The 19,596-nt window shown below is 72.2% G+C and carries 16 protein-coding genes and 1 tRNA gene; 2 read left to right on the forward strand and 15 right to left on the reverse strand.

Annotated elements, in window-relative coordinates; genetic code table 11:
• Positions 1–300 precede the first annotated feature (300 nt).
• The 4 genes from galE to ACZ4W5_RS27570 all read right to left on the reverse strand — a co-directional run bounded on the left by galE (position 301) and on the right by ACZ4W5_RS27570 (position 2,963).
• Positions 301–1,263 (reverse strand): UDP-glucose 4-epimerase GalE, encoded by a 963-nt coding sequence (gene galE / locus ACZ4W5_RS27555; RefSeq protein ID WP_375892711.1) that lies wholly within the window; start codon positions 1,261–1,263, stop codon positions 301–303.
• 198 nt (positions 1,264–1,461) lie between these two features.
• Complete coding sequence (locus ACZ4W5_RS27560; RefSeq protein ID WP_360231174.1) at positions 1,462–2,130, reverse strand: response regulator transcription factor; 669 nt, start codon at positions 2,128–2,130, stop codon at positions 1,462–1,464.
• A gap of 188 nt (positions 2,131–2,318) precedes the next feature.
• Positions 2,319–2,394, reverse strand: a tRNA-Thr gene (locus ACZ4W5_RS27565).
• Between the two features lie 98 nt (positions 2,395–2,492).
• Complete coding sequence (locus ACZ4W5_RS27570; RefSeq protein ID WP_465657570.1) at positions 2,493–2,963, reverse strand: winged helix-turn-helix transcriptional regulator; 471 nt, start codon at positions 2,961–2,963, stop codon at positions 2,493–2,495.
• A gap of 151 nt (positions 2,964–3,114) precedes the next feature.
• On the opposite strand from ACZ4W5_RS27570, the gene ACZ4W5_RS27575 reads away from it, so the two are divergent.
• Positions 3,115–3,711, forward strand: coding sequence for a flavodoxin family protein (locus tag ACZ4W5_RS27575; RefSeq protein WP_465657572.1), 597 nt, complete (start codon positions 3,115–3,117; stop codon positions 3,709–3,711).
• 19 nt (positions 3,712–3,730) lie between these two features.
• On the opposite strand, the gene ACZ4W5_RS27580 is transcribed toward ACZ4W5_RS27575, so the two are convergent.
• The 5 genes from ACZ4W5_RS27580 to ACZ4W5_RS27600 form a co-directional block, all read right to left on the reverse strand.
• A complete protein-coding gene (locus ACZ4W5_RS27580) occupies positions 3,731–5,065 on the reverse strand; it encodes an MFS transporter (RefSeq protein WP_360231183.1) in 1,335 nt (444 codons plus the stop codon).
• Positions 5,066–5,219: 154 nt separating this feature from the next.
• Positions 5,220–6,479, reverse strand: a complete 1,260-nt coding sequence (locus ACZ4W5_RS27585) for a S8 family serine peptidase (RefSeq protein ID WP_465657575.1) — start codon at positions 6,477–6,479, stop codon at positions 5,220–5,222.
• 45 nt (positions 6,480–6,524) lie between these two features.
• Positions 6,525–7,802: a type VII secretion-associated serine protease mycosin gene (mycP, locus tag ACZ4W5_RS27590; RefSeq protein WP_465657577.1), complete on the reverse strand. Its 1,278-nt coding sequence runs from the start codon at positions 7,800–7,802 to the stop codon at positions 6,525–6,527.
• Positions 7,803–7,929: 127 nt separating this feature from the next.
• The gene (locus ACZ4W5_RS27595) at positions 7,930–9,567 is read right to left on the reverse strand and encodes a WXG100 family type VII secretion target (protein ID WP_465657579.1); all 1,638 of its coding nucleotides are present in this window, start codon (positions 9,565–9,567) and stop codon (positions 7,930–7,932) included.
• A 43-nt stretch (positions 9,568–9,610) separates the two neighbouring features.
• The gene (locus ACZ4W5_RS27600) at positions 9,611–10,183 is read right to left on the reverse strand and encodes a hypothetical protein (protein ID WP_465657580.1); all 573 of its coding nucleotides are present in this window, start codon (positions 10,181–10,183) and stop codon (positions 9,611–9,613) included.
• A gap of 322 nt (positions 10,184–10,505) precedes the next feature.
• Between ACZ4W5_RS27600 and ACZ4W5_RS27605 the strand changes: the two genes are divergently transcribed.
• Positions 10,506–12,359: an FUSC family protein gene (locus ACZ4W5_RS27605; RefSeq protein WP_360231192.1), complete on the forward strand. Its 1,854-nt coding sequence runs from the start codon at positions 10,506–10,508 to the stop codon at positions 12,357–12,359.
• A 65-nt stretch (positions 12,360–12,424) separates the two neighbouring features.
• Here the strand turns inward: ACZ4W5_RS27605 and ACZ4W5_RS27610 are convergent, their stop codons facing one another.
• The 6 genes from ACZ4W5_RS27610 to metG form a co-directional block, all read right to left on the reverse strand.
• Positions 12,425–14,239 carry an ABC-F family ATP-binding cassette domain-containing protein gene (locus tag ACZ4W5_RS27610; RefSeq protein WP_465657582.1) on the reverse strand — a complete coding sequence of 605 codons (1,815 nt, stop codon included), beginning with the start codon at positions 14,237–14,239 and terminating at the stop codon, positions 12,425–12,427.
• A 145-nt stretch (positions 14,240–14,384) separates the two neighbouring features.
• Positions 14,385–15,299 carry a 4-(cytidine 5'-diphospho)-2-C-methyl-D-erythritol kinase gene (locus ACZ4W5_RS27615; RefSeq protein WP_465657584.1) on the reverse strand — a complete coding sequence of 305 codons (915 nt, stop codon included), beginning with the start codon at positions 15,297–15,299 and terminating at the stop codon, positions 14,385–14,387.
• Positions 15,296–16,186 carry a 16S rRNA (adenine(1518)-N(6)/adenine(1519)-N(6))-dimethyltransferase RsmA gene (gene rsmA / locus ACZ4W5_RS27620; protein WP_360231198.1) on the reverse strand — a complete coding sequence of 297 codons (891 nt, stop codon included), beginning with the start codon at positions 16,184–16,186 and terminating at the stop codon, positions 15,296–15,298. The genes ACZ4W5_RS27615 and rsmA overlap by 4 nt, the downstream gene beginning before the upstream one ends.
• Before the next feature lie 28 nt (positions 16,187–16,214).
• On the reverse strand, positions 16,215–16,835 hold the full coding sequence (locus tag ACZ4W5_RS27625; RefSeq protein WP_465657585.1) for a Uma2 family endonuclease: 621 nt from the start codon (positions 16,833–16,835) through the stop codon (positions 16,215–16,217).
• Between the two features lie 94 nt (positions 16,836–16,929).
• Positions 16,930–17,808, reverse strand: a complete 879-nt coding sequence (locus ACZ4W5_RS27630; RefSeq protein ID WP_465657587.1) for a TatD family hydrolase — start codon at positions 17,806–17,808, stop codon at positions 16,930–16,932.
• Positions 17,808–19,427 carry a methionine--tRNA ligase gene (metG, locus tag ACZ4W5_RS27635; protein WP_360231204.1) on the reverse strand — a complete coding sequence of 540 codons (1,620 nt, stop codon included), beginning with the start codon at positions 19,425–19,427 and terminating at the stop codon, positions 17,808–17,810. The genes ACZ4W5_RS27630 and metG overlap by 1 nt, the downstream gene beginning before the upstream one ends.
• Positions 19,428–19,596 lie beyond the last annotated feature (169 nt).

Raw genomic sequence — 19,596 nt, forward strand, 5'->3', positions numbered from 1 at the left:
CGCCCGCCCACCGGTGGCCGGTGAAGCCGAAAGGGCGCCGGCCCCCACCGGTACCGCACTCAGCGTACGGGCCGGGAAACGCTCCCGTGGCGGTTCGGTGAAGTTTCGTCAGGTGGCGGGTCAGGGGGTGGACTTGAGCGGGCGGACGGCCCCCGGGGTGCGCTCGCGCTGGAGCGCCTCCCGGGGGCCGTCCCGTTCCGCTGTGCGGCCGGCGGGGCCGTCGCCGACCCACCCGCCGGTCCACTCGCGGACCTACTCTCCGCTCTACTCGCCGGCCTACGCGCCGACCTACGCGCCGCTCTACTCGCCGGTCTGCTCCAGGGTGAACTTCCAGGCGTCGGCGACGATGTCGTCCAGGTTGGGGCGGCGCGGCGTCCAGCCCAGCTCCTGGTGGGCCCGCTCGGCGGAGGCCACCAGCACGGCCGGGTCGCCCGCGCGGCGGCCGACCACCTGCACCGGGATCTCCCGGCCGGTGACGCGCTTGACCGACTCGATCACCTCGCGCACCGAGAAGCCGCTGCCGTTGCCCAGGTTGCAGATCAGGTGCTCGCCCGGCTTGGCGGCGTCCAGCGCCAGCAGGTGCGCGTCGGCCAGGTCCGCGACGTGGATGTAGTCGCGGATGCAGGTGCCGTCCGGGGTCGGGTAGTCGTCGCCGAACACCGCGATGTGCGGGCGCCGGCCGAGCGCGGCCTGGAAGACCAGCGGGATCAGGTGCGACTCGGGGTCGTGCCGCTCGCCGTAGGCGCCGTACGCGCCGGCCACGTTGAAGTAGCGCAGCGAGACGGCGGCCAGGCCGTGCGCGACGGCCTCGCTGGTGATCATGTGGTCCATGGCGAGCTTGCTGGCGCCGTAGGTGTTGGTCGGCGAGGTCCGGGCGGTCTCGGCGATCGGCACGACCTCCGGCTCGCCGTACACGGCCGCGGTCGAGGAGAACACCAGCTTGCGCACACCCGCGGCGCGCATCGCGGTGATCAGCTCCAGCGAGCCCGCCACGTTGTTGCGCCAGTACTTCTCCGGGTCCACGACCGACTCGCCGACCTGCGAGGAGGCGGCGAAGTGCAGCACGCCGTCGAAGGAGCCGTCCAGCACCCGGCCGGCCTCCTGGATCCGGCCCTCGACGAACTCGGCACCGGCCGGGACGCCCTCGCGGAAGCCGGTGGAGAGGTCGTCCAGGACGGTCACCTGGTGACCCGCCTCCAGCAGGTGGGCGGCCACCACGCTGCCGACGTAGCCGGCGCCACCCGTGACCAGGTACTTACTCATGATGAGACCTCCAGCGGGCGATGGTCCGCGCGGTCGGCGGCGCCATCGACGGAATGCGTACGACTGCGCTCAATTGTCCCTGCCCGCCGGGGTGCTCCCGACCACCGGGGCGCTCGCTCCCCGGCTTTCTCACCCACTCCTCGGCCGACCTCCACGGCCGTACCGCCCCGCGCCCCCGCCGACACCCCGGGGAGCCGGTCAGCCCTCGGCCATCCGCTCCAGCAGACCGGTGCGCGCGGCCACCGCGGCCGCCTCCAGCCGGGTGCGCGCGCCCAGCTTCATCAGCACCCGCTGCACATGGGTACGGGCGGTGCTCGCGGCGATCCGCATCCCGGCCGCGATCGCCGCGGTGTCCTCGCCGTCCGCGATCCGGGCCAGCACCTGCACCTCACGGCGGGTCAGCAGCCGCAGCAGCCGGACCGCCTCGTCGTCCGGCTCGGCCACCGGGCGCAGCAGCTGGTCGAAGGCCCCGCGCAGGACGTCCACCCCCACCGCGGCCTCGCCCGCCCGGGCCCGCCCGATCGCCCGCTCGACCACCTCGATCCGCTCGTCACTGGGCACGTACCCCGCCGCCCCGGCCGCGAACGCGCAGGCCACGCCCCGGAGTTCACCCACCGGTCCGAGCACGATCACGGCCACCTCGGGCCGCTCCCGGCGGATCCGGCGCAGCCCGTCGAAGGCCCCCGGCTCGCCCGGCGCGGACACCCCCAGCAGACACACCTCGGGCCGCCGCCCGGCCACCAGATCGGCCGCCACACCGGCCGGCGAGCCGACCGCGAGCACCCGGTGGCCGCGCAGTTGCAGCGCGGTGGCCAGCGCCTCGGCCAGCAGCCGGTGGTCGTCGACCACCACGAGTCGAACACCCATGACGCCCTCCCGGTCGGGGCCCGGCTCGTGCCCGCACCCTGCGGGCGGGCGGCCGATGACGCACCATCACAGCGCATTCCGTACCCGACCCGCTAGGCCACCGAGGATCGCGGGACCAGTGGCGGAACGGGGCGAACCCCGGTGCACAGAACGCGAAAGACCCCCGCCGCGAGGCGAGGGTCTTTCGATGGAGCCCCCATGCGGAATCGAACCGCAGACCTTCTCCTTACCATGGAGACGCTCTACCGACTGAGCTATAGGGGCTTGGCCTTGCGTTTCCGCCGGGCCGGTCGAACAAGGAAGACATTACACGGCCGTCGGCCCGGAAGGGAAATCGGCTCCGCCCCGGGCCCCGCGGGCCGTCAGCCCCCGGCGTGCGCCGCGTCGAACTCCTCGCGGGCCGCGAGCATCTGCCCGGCGCGCCGCTCCGTCCAGCGCCCGAGCGGGGCGACCAGCCCGGCCAGCTCGCGACCGAGCGGCAGCAGGTCGTAGACCACCCGCGGCGGCGTCTCCGGGAAGACGGTGCGCAGCACCAGCCCGCTGCGCTCCAGGCTCCGCAGCGACTGGGTGAGCATCTTGCGGCTGACCCCGCCGACCGCGCGCTGGAGCTCGGAGAAGCGCTGCGGCCCGCAGGCGGACAGGCTCATCAGGATCAGCATCGACCACTTGTCGGCGAGCTCGGCGAACAGCTCGCGACTGGGGCAGAGCTGGGCGAAAACGTCCAGCTCCCGCTCCTGCTCCTGCTCCGGCCCCCCGCCTCCCGCCTGCCGTTCGACCCCGACGCCCTCTGCCCGCCGCTCGACCTCGGCCCGGGCCGCTTCCTCCGTCGTCATACACCCAGGGTAGACCTACGGTCTCTGATCCGCACCTGGTCTCTTCTGGAGACCTGGTCTATATTGGAGACCTCTCGACGGAGCGGGCCCGCCCCGCTCCGTCGCCCTTGCCCTCCCGCTCTCACGCCATCCCGTCCCCAGGAGTGCCCGCATGACCGCCATCCGCCCGACCGTCGCCCTCGCCTACCACTCCGGCTACGGCCACACCGCCGTGATCGCCGAGGCCGTCGCCCGCGGCGCCGCCGCAGCGGGCGCCGAGGTCGTCACGATCGCCGTCGACACCATCACCGAGGAGCAGTGGGCCCAGCTGGACGCCGCCGACGCGATCGTCTTCGGCTCCCCCACCTACATGGGCACCGCCTCCGGCGCCTTCCACGTCTTCGCCGAGGCCAGCAGCAAGCGCTGGTTCGCCGACGCCTGGAAGGACAAGCTCGCGGCCGGCTTCACCAACTCCGCCTCCAAGAGCGGCGACAAGGCCAGCACCCTCGGCTTCTTCCAGACCCTCGCCGCCCAGCACGGCATGAACTGGGTCAACCTCGGCCTCAAGCCCGGCTGGAACGCCACCACCGCCTCCGAGGACGACCTCAACCGCCTCGGCTTCTTCACCGGCGCCGCCGCCTCCTCCCCCGCCGACGCCGGCCCCGAGGCCGTCCACAAGGCCGACATCGCCACCGCCGAGCACCTGGGCGAGCGCGTCGCCCGGCACACCGCCGTCGTCCTGGCCGGCCGCGCCGCCCTGGCCGGCTGAGACCGCCCCCGCCGCACGGCTACGCCGCCGGATCCGCCCCCAACACGGGCGCCCGGCGGCGTCCGCCGTCCACCGCCGCCAACTCCGCACCCGTGGTGTCCGGCAGCAGCCACAGACAGCCCAGCGCCAACAGCCCCAGCACCCCCAGGTACCAGCCGACCGGCTGCGCCGTCCCGTACGCGCCGGTCAGCCGCGTCGCCACCAACGGCGTCAACGCCCCGCCGACCACCCCGCCCAGGTTGTACGTCAACGCGGCACCCGTGTAACGCACCCGGGTCGGGAACAGCTCCGGCAGGAACGCCGCCACCGGGCCCATCAGACACCCCAGCACCACCATCGCCCCGGCCAGGGCCAGGAACATCAACGGCCGGCGCACCGTCTCCAACAGCGGGAACAGCACCAGCGACCAGCCCGCCGCCAGGCCCGCCGCCCACCGCAGCGTCCGCCGCCGCCCCCACCGGTCACTGTGCGCCGCACTCAGCCACACCGTCACGGCCCCGCCCACCGCACCGACCAGCAGCATCGCCAGCACCACCGTGCTCGCCACCCCCAGGCCGGACGTCGCGTACGCCAGCGCGTAGGTGGTGGTCAGGTAGAACAACGCGTACCCGAGCGTGATCGCCCCACCCCCCGCCAGCACCGGCCGCCAGTGCTCCCGCAGCACCTCCACCACCGGCGGACGGTCCCGCCGCTCGTCCGCCCGGAACAACGGCGTCTCCGCCAGCCGCAGCCGCACGAACAGCCCCACCGCCACCAGCGCCAACGAGGCCAGGAACGGCACCCGCCAGCCCCATGCCCGGAACGACCCCTCGTCCAGGGTGAGTTGGAGCACCAGGAAGGCCCCGTTCGCCAACACGAACCCGCCCGACGGCCCCAACTGCAGGAACCCGCCGTACCGCCCGCGCCGCCCGGCCGGCGCGTTCTCCGCGATCAGCAGCGCCGCCCCGCCCCACTCCCCGCCCAACCCGACGCCCTGGCACACCCGCAGCACCACCAGCAGCACCGGCGACCACCACCCCCACACCGCGAACCCCGGCAACAGCCCCACCGCCGCCGTCGCCAACCCCATCAGCAACAGCGACACCACCAGCGTCGCCTTCCGCCCCACCCGGTCCCCGAAGTGCCCGAACACCACCGCCCCCAACGGCCGGGCCAGGAACGCCACCGCGTACACCGAGAACGCCGCCAACAACGCCCCGGTCCCACCCAACCCGGGAAAGAACACCGGCCCGAACACCAGGGCCGCCGCCGTCCCGTACAGGAAGAAGTCGTAGAACTCGATCGCCGTCCCGATCAACGCCGCAGCCGCGGCCCGCCTCAACTGCCCAGCCCGCGGGGCACCCTCCGCATCCATACCACCACCCTCCCGACCCCCCGCCCCACCCCACCAGCCCCCACCCGAGTGACCCCGGCGCACACCCCGGCCCCCAGCGCCCACCAAAAAGCCCGAGCGCCGCCACCACGACGCCCGGGCCCACCGCACCCCTCACCTGCCACTACCGCTACCGCTACCGCCCGTACGGCGGCGCCCCCACCCTCCGCCTCCGCACCACGACGACCACCACCCCGGCCACCACAGCCAGCCCGGCCACCACCCCACCCACGATCGGCAGCACACTGCCCGACCCGGCCGACCCCTCAGCCTTCGGCTGCACCGTCGGCGCACCAGCCGCCGCTCCGGCCGGACTCGGCGACGACGACACCGGCACGGACGCACTCGCCGAGGGCGAAGGGGCAGCCGAAGGCGTAGCCGCATCAGCCGGAAGCGGCGACACATCCGCCGGCCCCGGATCCCCCGGATCCGTCAACGCGATCCGAGGTCGCACCGCACCCCAACCCGCGTCGTTCGTCCGGGCGTTCCCGCCGTTCGGCCTGCCCGCAGTATTGATCAGCACCCGCAGAATCTGATTCGCCGACCAGTCCTTATGGGCCGACCAGACCAGCGCCGCCGAGGCGGACGCCAGGGCAGTCGCATCCGACGTTCCGTGCCCGGTGCAGTATCCGGATGGAGCCGTGCAGGCCGCGATGGTGTCCACACCAGGAGCGACCAGAGCCACCTGAGGCCCCGTCTCTGATTCGTCGGTCACATCCCCGTTCCGACCGAAGGCTCCGATACCGACGACGTTCGGCAATCCTCCTGGATAGTCAACCGGGTTCCCGGACTTCGCCTCGTTCCCCACCGCAGCGAGAACCAGGGCCCCCTTCGACCTGGCGGACGCGAGGATCCGATTCAGCTTGGCCACATCGTCGCCGGAGGTCGTGACCGAGTTCGTCCCCTGAGAAATACTGATGACCTTGGCACCGCTGGCGACCGCATAGTCGACGGCCTGCCCGATCTGGTCCAGGAAGTCAGCAGAAATCACCGACCCCTCGGATCCCGTATTGATCTTCAATGGCAGGATCTTGGCCCCGGGCGCCAACCCATAAGCACCCTGCCCGCCATTCGCCTTCCCCGTCCCCGCAATCAGCCCGGCCATCTGCGTGCCGTGCCCATTGGCATCAGCACCAACTCCGCCCTTGCTGCCACTGAAGTCCTTTCCGGGCAAGAACTGCCCGGAAAGGTCAGGGTGATCCAGCTTGAACCCACCGTCGATCACCGCAACGGTGATCCCCTCTCCCTTCGACACCTTCCACATCTCCGGGGCGTGCATCGCATCCAGATGCCACTGATCCGCACGGATCGAGCCGTCCGCAACGGCCGGCCCGACCGCACTCCCCGCCACACACGCGGCCGCGAGCCCCACGGCCACGAGCCGCCGGGTCCACATCCAGCGGCTCCCCATCCGATCCCCCACTCACACGAACAGCTCGAACTACTCCGCGTACGGGTTGCCCACCGGCGGAACCGGCGCCGCGACAGTCCTCCGCCGCCTCACCACGGCGAACACCACCCCGGCCACCACGACCAGCCCGGCCACCACCCCGCCCACGATCGGGAGCGCACTGCCCGACCCGGACGACGCCTCAGCCTTCGGCTGCACCGTCGGCGCACCAGCCGCCGCTCCGGCCGGGCTCTCAGCCGGAGTCGAAGCCGACGACGTGGGAACCGGCGAAGGCGCCGAGGACGAATCGGCAGGCGGCGTGACCACATCGGCGGGCAGGGGCGACACGTCCGCCGGCCCGGGATCGCCGGGATCCGTCAGCGCGATTCGGGGCCGCACCGCACCCCAACCGGCGTCGTCGGTACGCGCGGTCCCGCCGTTCGGCCTGCCCGCAGTATTGATCAGCACCCGCAGAATCTGGTTCGCCGACCAATCCTTGTGGACCGCCCAGACCAACGCTGCCGAAGCAGACACCAAGGCAGTCGCATCCGACGTGCCGTGACTCTTGCAGTAACCGGTGGCGGCCGTGCAAGCCGCAATTATGTCCTGCCCGGGCGCCACGAGAGCGACCTGTGGCCCCTTCTCGGACTCCCCTGTCACCTTGCCGTTCTGATCGAATGCCCCGACTCCGACGACGTTGGGCAACGCCCCCGGATAGTCAGCCTGATTGCCCTTCTGTCCGGAATTCCCGGCGCTGGCAACAACGAGCACGCCCTTCGCCCGCGCATTCGCCAGAATGAGGCTGATCTTGGATACGTCGGCGGGGGACGCCGTGACTGCGGCCCTTCCCTGGGAGATGCTGATGACCTTGACACCCTGGTCGACCGCGTAGTTCACAGCCTGCCCGATCTGATCAAGGAAGTCGGCCGAGATGACAGGCCCCTCAGACCCGTTGTTGATCTTCAGTGGCAGGATCTTGACCCCGGGCGCAAGGCCATAGGCGCCGTTCCCCCCTCGGTTCTTGCCCGTACCCGCAATGAGGCTGGCCATTTCCGTCCCGTGTCCTTCCGGGTCAGCCCCCACTCCCCCCGAGCTGCCGCTGAAGTCCTTCCCCGGCAGGAACTGCCCGACGAGGTCCGGATGATCCAGCTTGAACCCGCTGTCGATCACCGCGACCTTGATGCCTTCCCCCTTCGAGACCTTCCACATTTCCGGGGCGTGCATGGTGTCGAGATGCCACTGATCGGCGCGGATCGAATCGTCAGCAACCGCAGGCGCCGCAACCGGCACGACAAGAACCCCCGCAGCCAAGATCCCCGCCGCGAGCATCCGCCGACCCTCTAGCTTCCGCCCCATCACAACTCCTCGTCGTATTCTCAGCACCCTGGGCAACGCAGCCCCGAACAGATCTGCCCGGCCACTGGGCAGGCCCAGTGGCCGGGCAGACATCGGCGTCCTACTCAATCACGTCCGGGTTGCTGTGCGGCGTACCGCTGGTCCAGGTCTCCTCTTCCTCATGGAGGTAGTCCGCGCGGTCGCGGCGGTCGCGTTCCTTCTTACCGCCGTGCCCGCCCGCACCCGGGGCCATCATGCCGTTCTGCCCGGACCGGGCACCGCCCTCGGCGGCTCCCGCCGCCGCGCGGTTGCGCAGGCCCGTGCCGCCGGGAGTGAACTCCCCACCGGCAGCAGGGCCCTTGCGGCCACCGACCGTGCCGCCCGGGGTCGAGGTCAGGCCTCGGCCGCGCGAGCCACCGCTGCCGCCGCCGACGCCGTGGCCGCCGCCCATGCCCGGGTGCATGCCACCCATTCCGCCGCCCATGGGCGAACCGCCGACCCGGCCGCCGCCCGGCGCGCCCTCACGCCCGAAGACCGTCCCGCTCGGGAGTCCCGGGGTACCGGCCTTGCCAGGGGTCGAGCCGCCGTTGAACGGGCCGGTACGGAGGGGAACCGAACCGCCGCCCTTGCCGGGGATGCTGCCGATGCCCTTGGTCGGAACGGAACCGCCACCGGTACCCACCGGGAAGCCGGAGATCGGGCCACTGCCCGGCACGCCGGGCAGCCCGCCGCGGCCGTCGGGACCACCGGGGTAGCTCGGAGTTCCACCCGGACCGCTCGGCAGCACCGGGCCGCCTCCGGGCCCGACCGGGGTGGTCTGGTCCGGCAGGGTCGGGATGCTGTCCAGGCCGGTACCAGGGCGGGTGACCGGGTCCGACGGGTGGGACGGCGGGGTCGGGGTGCCCGGGTCCTGCGGCGGAGACGGCAGCTGACCGCCACTGTGCGGAGGGACCGGTCCAGTGTGGCCAGGGTAGGTCGACTCCTGCCGGCCCGCCGCCGGGTCGCGGGGCTTCATGGCGGCGACGCCGTAGTCTGCGGACGGACTGTAACTGCCGGTACTCGTACGGGAGCCACGGGTGCCGCCGCCATAGCCGCGATAACCACCAGAGCCGGTCGCACTACCCCCGTACTCCGAGCCGTCGGACTTACTGGCAGAGTCCTTACCAGGAGTCCCCGGCAGCACTACGTTGTCGTCGATCCCGTTCAGCGTCGTCGTCGCCGCGGTGTACGCCTGTGCCAACTTCTCCATCTGGAGAATGGCTTCCTGCTTCTCCTTCTCGATCGTCGCCGCGGCCTGATCGGCCCGAGCCTTGCTCACCCAGTTCGGGTTGAGGGAGAACATGAAGTCGTCGACCGACTTACCGCCCAGGTTCACGCTCGACGGCATGTAGACCGTCTGCGACTTGGCCTTGGCCAGCAGGTCGATCTCCGTCTGTGGCGGCTTGGGCACAGCGGACTGGGCCGTGCTGAGCGCCTCTCCGGCCTGGACCATGGCATTGCCGGCGGTCGTGGAATGCTGGGCGATGATCGCAGCCGACTTGTAAAGGTTTCCCACCCAGGTCTTGAAGCTCTCGGCCGCCGGCCCCTCCCAGCTGACATTGCTGAGGTGCCCCTGCAGCGCCTGGCTGAGGTCCGTCAGAACGCGGCCTGCGTCCTGGAGCTGGTTCGCCCGCTTCAGTACCTCGGCGGGTTTCCCGCCGTCGACCATCCCCTTGAGTACGGCGTGGTCGATGTTGCTGAACTCCGTCGGTCCTGACATGGTCCGTTCCCCGTCTCCCCGTAGATCTCTCCTGGCGCGGCTGTCAGGCCGTCACACTGGACGCCGACGCCGTTCCGCTCGCCCCCGCCGCGATCGCCTTCTGGGCGTCGGTCGTGTGGCCCTCGTTGGTCGTGTACTGGCTGTGCGTGTCCGCGACCGCGGCCTTCATCGCCTCGATCTGCGCCACGAAGTCCTTGTGGAGCTTGACGAGCTGGTCATGGACCTTGTCGTAGGCACCGTGCAGGGCCACGGCCTCGGGGAACTTCGCAGCATCTGCGGCGTTGACGAAGCTGCCCTGGGAGACCTTCTGCTCCTGGAGCTTGTACGGCGCGGCCGCCGACCCCTCCATGGCCTGGAGCAGCGCCTCGACCTTGTTGGCGAAGTTCGTGAGCGTCTGCAGCTCGATCTGGACGTCGTGCTTGCCGAAGGCCGCCACCAAGTCCCCGGCGCTGACGTTGGTCTGCACGGTGCTGACCACGGGGGCGATCTTGATCCCGTGCCCCCACGGCAGCGGGATCGTCGGCCCGTCCAGCATGAACGGCGTCGCGTCCGGTGCCCCCGGCGTCCCCGGTGCCGGCGTCGATCCCGCGCTCGGCGTGGTCGTCGGCTCTCCCACAGCAATCCACCTCTCCCCCGTACGGCCCGCGGGTCCCGGGCGTGTCCCGGGCCCCGTCGCGCCGCAACGCACCGTCAACTTCTAAGGCTTACCGTCCTGGTCGGTTCGGCCGCCCGCCCTGAGGGCGGCCCCCGCCTCTGTCATGGTAGCCACCGCCCCTGTCGGCCCGGCAGGGACCTTGGCCTGCGCGGGCGCGATCGGTACGAACTTGACACGTACAGCCCGGGGTCGGGCCGCTGGATAGACTGCCCCGGTACGCCCCATCTGCCGTGCAATGTCGCTCAGCAGCGAGCCGTGGCCGCAGAAACGGACGTGTGACGACATGCCTGAGCAGAGGACGCCCTGGTGGGCCCGGGCGGTGCGGCCGGAGCGGCCGCCGGTGCCGGTGGTGTTGATGGTGCGGGCCGCGCTGGGGATGGCGGTGCCGCTGGTCCTGGGGCTGTGGGCGCACCGGCTGGACCTGGGGGTGTTCGCCGCCCTGGGGGCGATGCACGCGACGATGAACGACCGGGTCGAGCCCGCGGGGCTGCGGGTGGTCCGGATCGGGTCGGCGGTGGCGGCCTCGGCGGTGGGGATGCTGGTCGGTACGGCCTTGCAGCACGTCCACGCCGGCGTGCTGGCGCTCGGTGCCGGGCTGACCCTGACGGCGTTCGTGTCGGGTGCGTTGAGTGCGACGGGTCCGCGCGGATCGGCGGCGGGGATGCTGCTGCTGGTGTCGGCGGCGCTGGGCAGTGGGATGCCGTTGCCGGAGCCGTGGTGGGCGGCGGCGCCGATGATGCCGGCGGGTGCGGCGCTCGTGGTACTGCTGGGTCTGCCCGGTCGTGCGGCCGACCCGCGCGTCCGGGCGTTGGCGGCGGCGTACGAGGCGCTCGGCCGGACGCTCGGCGATCTGGGGACGGCGCGGGGCGCGGAGTCCCGCCGGGTGTTGACGGCCCGGCTGAACCAGGTGCAGGACCTGTTCCCCGGGCACGGCCGGACGGCCCTGCGCCCGGTGTACGAGGCGGCGCTGGCGGCGACCGAGGCGGCGACGGGCCTGTTGTGGGCGTGGCGGCCGGTGCCCGCGGAGGTGGCGGCGGTGCCGGGGCAGCTGGCGGCCGCGGTGCGGCGGGGCGGCGGCGAGGTGGTGGTGCCGCAGTGGCGGCCGGACACCCCGGCGCGGCAGGCCCTGGACGTGGCGCTGCGGGCCGCCGCGGACGCGGTCGCGGGCCGGCCTACCCGGATCGACGCGGCGCCCGCGCCGCCGCCCGACCCGTGGCGGCTCCGGGGGCGGCTGTGGTCCGCCGCGTCGGCGCGGTACGGGCTGCGGGTGGCGCTGTGCATCGCGGTGGGTTCGGCGGTGACGGCCAACTACCCGCTGAGCAAGAGCTACTGGGTGCCGATGACGATCGCGTTCGTGTTGAAGCCGGATCTGGGTTCGGTGTTCCTGCGGGCGGTGAGCCGGGCGGTCGGCACGGTGCTGGGTGTGGCCGTGACGGCGGCGCTGCTGGCGTCGACCACCGAGGAGTGGGTGCTGACGGCGGTGGCGGCACTGTGCGTGGCGCTGCTGCCGTACGCGACGGCGGCGCACTACGGGCTGACCACGGTGGCGATGACGCCGATGGCGCTGGTGCTGCTCCAACTCGGCGGCCGGAGCAGTGCGGCCGAGTTCTGGCCGCGGGTGCTGGACACCGTCCTGGCGAGCGCGATCGTGCTGCTCCTCGGCTACCTGCTGTGGCCGGAGCGCCCGCGGCACCGGATCGAGCCGCGGCTGGTGACCGCGACGACCGCCCTGCGCGCCTACCTGGACGCGGTGACGGAGCACCGGACCGGCGAGGTGTGGCTGCGCCGTACGGCCTACCGGTCCCTGGCGGACGCCCGGCAGGAGGTGCGGCAGGGGCTGGCCGAGCCGCCGCCCACCGGCCGGCTGGCCGAGCAGTGGCTGCCGGCCACGGCGGCGCTGGAGCGGCTGGGCGGGGCGGTGGCGGCGTTCGCCGCGCAGATCCGGTACGGGGGACGGGTACCGGATCCGGTGGAGACCGAGCGGGTCCGGCGGGCCCTGGACGAGCTGACGGCCGCCGCCCGGGAGCACCGTCCGCCGGTCGGTCCGGCGGCCCGGCCGGACGCACCGCACGACCCGGCGCTCAGTGCGCTGGGCCGTGCGGCGGACGAGTTGGAACTCCTGCTCAGGCAGCGGTAGTTCAGGAAGAGGACAACCCCCGAAGAAGGCAGCTCAGGAAGAAGGCAGCTCAGGGAGGAAGCGGCTCAGACCTGCTCGGCCAGCTCCAGCCAGGTCATTTCCAGCTCCTCCTTCTCCTCCCGGACGGCGCGCAGCTGCCCGTCCAGTTCGGCGACCTTGGAGAAGTCAGCGGCGTGCTCGGCGAGTTGGGCGTGCAGCTTGGACTCCTTGTCGTCCAGCTTGGCGATCTGGCGCTCGATCTTCTGCATCTCCTTCTTGGCCGCCCGGAGGTCCCCGCCGGAGAGCCCGGCGGCGGGGTCGACGGCCGGGGCCGCGGCGACGGGGGCGGCCTGCGCCGCGGCGGCGGCCATCCGGGCCCGCCGCTCCAGGTACTCGTCCACGCCGCCCGGCAGCATCCGCATCTTCTTGTCGCCGAGCAGCGCGTGGACGACGTCGGTGGTCCGCTCGATGAAGAACCGGTCGTGGCTGATGACGACCATCGAGCCGGGCCAGCCGTCGAGCAGGTCCTCCAGCTGGTTGAGGGTCTCGATGTCCAGGTCGTTGGTCGGCTCGTCGAGGAACAGCACGTTGGGCTCGTCCATCAGCAGCCGCAGCAGCTGGAGCCGGCGCCGCTCGCCGCCGGAGAGGTCGCCGACCGGCGTCCACTGCTTGTCCTTGCCGAAGCCGAACTGCTCGCACAGCTGGCCGGCGCTCATCTCCCGGCCCTTGCCGAGGTCGACCCGGGAGCGGACCTGCTCGACGGCCTGCAGCACCCGGGTCGTCGGCTCCAGTTCGGCGACCTCCTGGGACAGGTAGGCCAGGCGCACGGTCTTGCCGACCTTGATCACGCCGGAGGCGGGCTGGACGTCGCCCTCGCTGGCGTAGGCGTCGCGCATGGCGCGCAGCAGCGAGGTCTTGCCGGCGCCGTTGACGCCGAGCAGGCCGATCCGGTCGCCGGGGCCGAGCTGCCAGGTGAGGTTCTCCAGCAGCAGCTTGGGGCCGGCCTTGACGGTGACGCCTTCCAGGTCGAAGACGGTGCGGCCGAGCCGGGCGTTGGCGAACTTCATCAGCTCGCTCTTGTCCCGGGGGTCCGGCACGTCGGCGATCAGGGCGTTGGCCGCCTCGATCCGGTAGCGCGGCTTGGAGGTGCGGGCGGGGGCGCCGCGGCGCAGCCAGGCGAGCTCCTTGCGGGCGAGGTTCTGGCGCTTCTGCTCCTCGACGGCCTCGATCCGGGAGCGCTCGGCGCGGGCGAAGACGTAGTCGGAGTAGCCGCCCTCGTACTCGTGCACCTCGCCGTGCTGGACGTCCCACATCCGGGTGCAGACCTGGTCGAGGAACCAGCGGTCGTGGGTGACGCAGACCAGTGCGGAGCGGCGCTTCTGCAGGTGCTGGGCGAGCCAGTTGATGCCCTCGACGTCGAGGTGGTTGGTGGGCTCGTCGAGGATGATCAGCTCGGGGGAGCCGAGCAGCAGCTTGGCGAGGGCGATCCGACGGCGCTCGCCGCCGGAGAGCGGGCCGATGACGGTGTCGAGGCCGTCGGCGAAGCCGGGCAGGTCGAGGCCGCCGAAGAGGCCTTCGATGATGTCGCGGATCCGGGCGTCGCCGAGCCACTCGTGGTCGGCGCGGTCGGCGATGACCTCGTGCCGGATGGTGGCCTTCGGGTCGAGCGAGTCGTGCTGGGTGAGGACGGCCGGTTCGAGGCCGCCGTTCCAGGTGATCCGGCCGCCGTCGGGCTCCTCCAGCTTGGCGAGCATCCGGATCAGGGTGGTCTTGCCGTCGCCGTTGCGGCCGACGACGCCGATCCGGTCGCCGTCGCTCACGCCCAGGCTGACCGCGTCCAGCAGGGTGCGGGTGCCGTAGACCTTCGTGACGGACTCGATGGTGGCGAGGTTGACGGCCACGTGTGCTGCGCTCCTGGGTTCGGCGGTCGGGGGCGGGCCCAGCCCGCCCCTCTCTCGGGGACGACCCGATCACCCCAGCCTAATGGGCGGGCCGCAACGCCCTCACCGCGTCGAGCGCCCCACCAGCTCAAGCACCCCCGCGGGGTCAGACGACCGACGCCCCCGGCACCGGCCCGTACGTGGCGTGCGCGGCCCGGCAGGTGCCGGAGGCCAGCAGCGCCCGCGCGACGGCGGCCGCCGCCTCGGCGTCCTTGGCCAGGAAGGCGCAGGTCGGTCCGGAGCCGGAGACCAGGGCGCCGAGCGCACCGGCCTCGGTGCCGGCCCGCAGGGTGGCGGCCAGCGCGGGGCGCAGGGAGAGCGCGGCGGCCTGGAGGTCGTTGGTGAGCGCGCCGGCCAGGGCGACGGCGTCGCCGTCGGCGAGGGCGGCGAGCAGGGCCGGGTCGGCGTCGGGGGTGGGCACCTGGAGGTCGCTGGAGCCGGTGCCGGCCGCCTCGCGGAGCCGGTCGCACTCGCGGAAGACGGCGGGGGTGGACAGGCCGCCGTCGGCGACCGCGAAGACCCAGTGGAAGGCGCCCTCGACCGGCAGCGGTTCCAGGATCTCGCCCCGGCCGCGGCCCAGTGCGACGCCGCCGAGCAGGGCGAAGGGCACGTCGGAGCCCAGTTCGGCGGCCAGGTCCAGCAGCACCGGGAGCGGGGTGTCGAGCTTCCACAGCGCGTCGCAGGCGACCAGCGCGGCGGCGCCGTCGGCGCTGCCGCCGGCCATGCCGCCGGCGACCGGGATGGCCTTGGCGATGTGCAGGTGGACGCCCGGGTCGGCGATCCCGTGGTGGGCGGCGAGCAGCCGGGCGGCGCGGGCGGCGAGGTTGCTGTCGTCGAGCGGAACGGCGTCGGCGTCGGGCCCGGAGCAGGACAGCGTCACGCCCTCGCCCGCACTCGCCGTGACCTCGTCGCCCAGCGCGACCGCGAAGAAGACGTTGGCCAGGTCGTGGAAGCCGTCGGCGCGCAGTCCGCCGACCCCGAGCTGGACGTTGACCTTGGCCGGTACCCGTACGGTGATCACTCGCTGTCCTCGGCAGGCTTGGCGGGCTTGTGCTCGGCGATCGCGGCGAACTGCTCCACCGTCAGCATCTCGCCGCGCAGCTTGTGGTCGATCCCGGCCGCCGCGAGCGCCTGCTCGGCCCCGGCGGCGGAGCCGGCCCAGCCCGCCAGCGCGGCGCGCAGGGTCTTGCGGCGCTGGGCGAACGCGGCGTCGACCACCGCGAACACCTCCTCGCGGCTGGCGGTGGTCCTCGGCGGCTCGCGGCGGATCAGCGAGACCAGCCCGGAGTCGACGTTGGGGGCGGGCCAGAACACGTTCCGCCCGATCGCGCCGGCCCGCTTCACCTCGGCGTACCAGTTGGCCTTGACCGAGGGGACGCCGTAGACCTTGTTGCCGGGCTTGGCGGCGAGCCGGTCGGCGACCTCGCTCTGCACCATCACCAGGGTCCGCTCGATGCTGGGGAAGGTCGCCAGCATGTGCAGCAGGACGGGCACGGCCACGTTGTACGGCAGGTTGGCGACCAGCGCGGTGGGCGCCGGCCCCGGCAGTTCGGTGACCTCCATGGCGTCGCTGAGGACCAGCGCGAAGGCGTCCGCCTTGCGGGGCATCCGGGCGGCGACGGTGTCCGGCAGGTGCTGCGCGAGCACCGGGTCGATCTCGACCGCGGTGACGTGCCGCGCGACCTCCAGCAGCGCCAGCGTCAGCGAGCCGAGCCCGGGCCCGACCTCCACCACCGCGTCCTGCTCCGTCACGTCGGCGGCGCGGACGATCCGCCGCACGGTGTTGCCGTCGATGACGAAGTTCTGCCCGCGCTGCTTGGTCGGCTTCACGCCGAACGCGGCCGCCAGCTCCCGGATGTCGGCGGCGCCCAGCAGGTGGCTGTCAGGGGTGGGGTCGGTGGTGCTCACGCGCCAAGGATACGGGCGCGGGCGGCGCTCAGAGTTCGACGACCTCGGCGAGGTCGATCTCCACGGGGTACGGCACCGAGGTACGAAGCACCCCTTCGTGCTGGGCGACGGGCAGGTAGACGCCCTTCTTCTCGTCCCGGTGGAACTCGTGGACGATCGGCAGGTTGTCGAGACCGCGCTCGACCCGCCAGTAGTGGGGAATCCCCTTCTCGGCGTACTGGCCGGGCTTGCGGAAGCGGTCCGCAGCCCGCGTGCCGTGGGACACGACCTCAACGGTGAGGGCAACCGCCTCGGGCGGAACACATTCCAGCTCGAAGACGTCGAGACCGGTCTTGTCGAACACGACGACATCCGGCTTGGTCGTGTTGTCCTTGTCCAGCAGCACACAACGCTCGACATTGGCCGCGTACGGCGCCACGCGCGCGGTGAACAAGGCCATGAACAGCTGGTCCCGCACCTGGTCATGCCACTGATTCGTCTGCCCCCGGACCACGATGACTCCGTCCACCAGATCCCATTCGAACGGCAGGTCGAGGGTCTTGGCCTGCTCGTACGTCCAGTCCTGGGACAGCGCCCGCACCCACTCAGGGTGATCTTCGACGGGTTCGTTCATCAGATCGACGGGTTCGTTGATCGGCTCGGCGGTCATTGCCACCTCCCTCACTGCACTCATGCTAGCCAGCCTAGGAAGCAACCAGGAGTGCCGAATCGTTCCTCCGGAACCCGAGATCCGTTCGACCCGCTCAGTACCCGAAGGCCCGCGCCGTGTTCGCCGCGATCGCCGCCGACAGCTCGTCCTCGTGCAGCCCCAGGGTCGCCGCCATCGACCGCACCGTGACCGGGATCAGGTACGGCGCGTTGGGCCGCCCCCGGTACGGGTGCGGGGTGAGGAAGGGGGCGTCGGTCTCGACCAGGATCCGGTCGAGCGGGGTGGCGAGCAGGGCGTCGCGCAGCGGCTGGTTGGCCTTGAAGGTGACCGGGCCGGCGAAGGACAGGTACCAGCCGTGCTCGGCGCAGACCTTCGCCATCTCGGCATCGCCGGAGTAGCAGTGGAAGACGGTCCGCTCCGGGGCGCCCTCGGCCAGCAGGACGGCGATGACGTCCTCGTGGGCGTCGCGGTCGTGGATGACCAGTGCCTTGCCGTACCGCTTGGCCATCTCGATGTGGCGGCGGAACGACTCCTTCTGGATCTCCACGCCCTCCGGCCCGGTGCGGAAGTAGTCCAGCCCGGTCTCGCCGACGGCGCGGACCTGGGGCAGCGCGGCCAGTGCGTCGATCTCAGCGAGCGCCTCCTCCAGCGCCGCCTGCCCGCCCGCGTGCCGCTGCTGCCCGGACCACCCGTCGGCGTCGCCGAGGAAGATCCGCGGCGCCTCGTTGGGGTGCAGGGCGACGGCCGCGTGCACCTGCTCGTACTGCGCCGCCAGTTCGGCGGCCCAGCGCGAGCCGGGCACGTCGCAGCCCACCTGGACGACCGTGGTGACCCCGACCGAGGCGGCCCGGGCGAGCCCCTCGGCCGGGGTGCCGGCCTGCATGTCGAGGTGGGTGTGCGAGTCGGCCACCGCCACGGCCAGGGGCTCCGGCAGCGGCGGCGGGGTCGACCGGTCGTCGTCCTTCCTCGCCATCAGGAGGCGGGCTTCTCTTCGAGGCGCGGGAACAGGATCTCGCCCTTGGTGACGGTGGCGCCGACGGGCAGCCGGCCCCAGTCACCGGTGGTGGCGACGCGCTGGTCGGCGAGTGCGCCGAGGCCCTCGGCGGCGCCCAGCGAGGCCCACAGCTTCTCGGCGGTGGACGGCATCACCGGGTTGAGCAGCACGGCGGTGCCGCGCAGCGCCTCGGCGGCGGTGTAGAGGATGGTGGCGAGGCGGGCCTGCCCCTCCTCGGACTCGTCCTTGGCGACCTTCCACGGCTCCTGGGTGGTGAGGTAGCCGTTGACCTGCTTGACGAACTCGAAGATCGCCGCGAGGCCGCCGGCGAAGTCCAGCTCCTCGCCGATCTTGGCGTCGGCGGCGGCGACGGCCGCGGCCAGCCCGTCCGCGACGGCCTGCTCGGCCTCGCCCGCGGCGGTGGCGGCGGGCAGCGTCCCGCCGAAGTACTTACCGACCATCGCGGCGACCCGGGAGGCCAGGTTGCCGAAGTCGTTGGCGAGCTCGGAGGTGTAGCGGGCGGTGAAGTCCTCCCAGGAGAACGAGCCGTCCGTGCCGAACGGGATCGCCCGCAGGAAGTAGTAGCGGTACGCGTCGACGCCGAAGTGCGAGGTGAGGTCGGTGGGCGCGATGCCGGTCAGGTTGGACTTGGACATCTTCTCGCCGCCGACCATCAGCCAGCCGTTGGCGACGACCCGCTTGGGCAGCGGCAGGCCCGCCGCCATCAGCATGGCCGGCCAGATCACCGCGTGGAAGCGCAGGATGTCCTTGCCGACCAGGTGCACGGAGGCCGGCCAGAGCTCGGCGAAGCGCTCCGGGTCACTGCCGTAGCCGGCCGCGGTGATGTAGTTCTGCAGCGCGTCGACCCAGACGTAGAGGACGTGCTTCTCGTCCCAGGGCAGCGGCACGCCCCAGTTGAAGGTGGAGCGGGAGATCGAGAGGTCCTTGAGGTCCTGCTCGACGAAGCGCAGCACCTCGTTGCGGGCCGAGGCCGGCTGGATGAAGTCGGGGTTGGCGGCGTAGAACTCCAGCAGCCGCTCGGCGTAGGCGGAGAGGCGGAAGAAGTAGTTCTCCTCCTCCAGCCACTCGACCGGCTTCTTGTGGACGGAGCAGAGCTTCTCGTCCTCCGTGGCGCCGTCGAGCAGCTCGGCGGGGAGCTTGAACTCCTCGCAGCCGACGCAGTACGGGCCGGAGTAGCCGCCCTTGTAGATCTCGCCCTTGTCGAACAGGTCCTGGACGAACTCCTGCACCCGGGCGGTGTGCCGCTCCTCGGTGGTGCGGATGAAGTCGTCGTTGGCGATCTCCAGGTGCCGCCAGAGCGGCTTCCAGGCCTCCTCGACCAGCTTGTCGCACCACTCCTGCGGGCTGACGCCGTTGGCCTCGGCGGTCCGCATGATCTTCTGACCGTGCTCGTCGGTGCCGGTCAGGTACCACACCTTCTCGCCGCGCTGGCGGTGCCAGCGGGTGAGGACGTCGCCCGCCACGGTGGTGTACGCGTGGCCCAGGTGGGGACGGTCGTTGACGTAGTAGATCGGAGTGGAAACGTAGTACGCCGGGGCGCTCGTCCCGGTGGTGCTGTGGTCTGCAGTGGCCGCCATGGTCGGAAAGCTTAGTCGGGCCCGAACGCACCCCTCGACCGGATATCGCCCCGGCGTACCGGGGGGGGGCCCGCCTCCCCCCTCGCCGGGGGGGGGCCCCCCCCCACCCCCCCCAACCCCCCGGGGCCCTCCCCCCCCAAAACCAGAACAAAACCACCCCCCCCCCCCC

It is taken from the genome of Kitasatospora sp. NPDC029367, assembly GCF_055569135.1.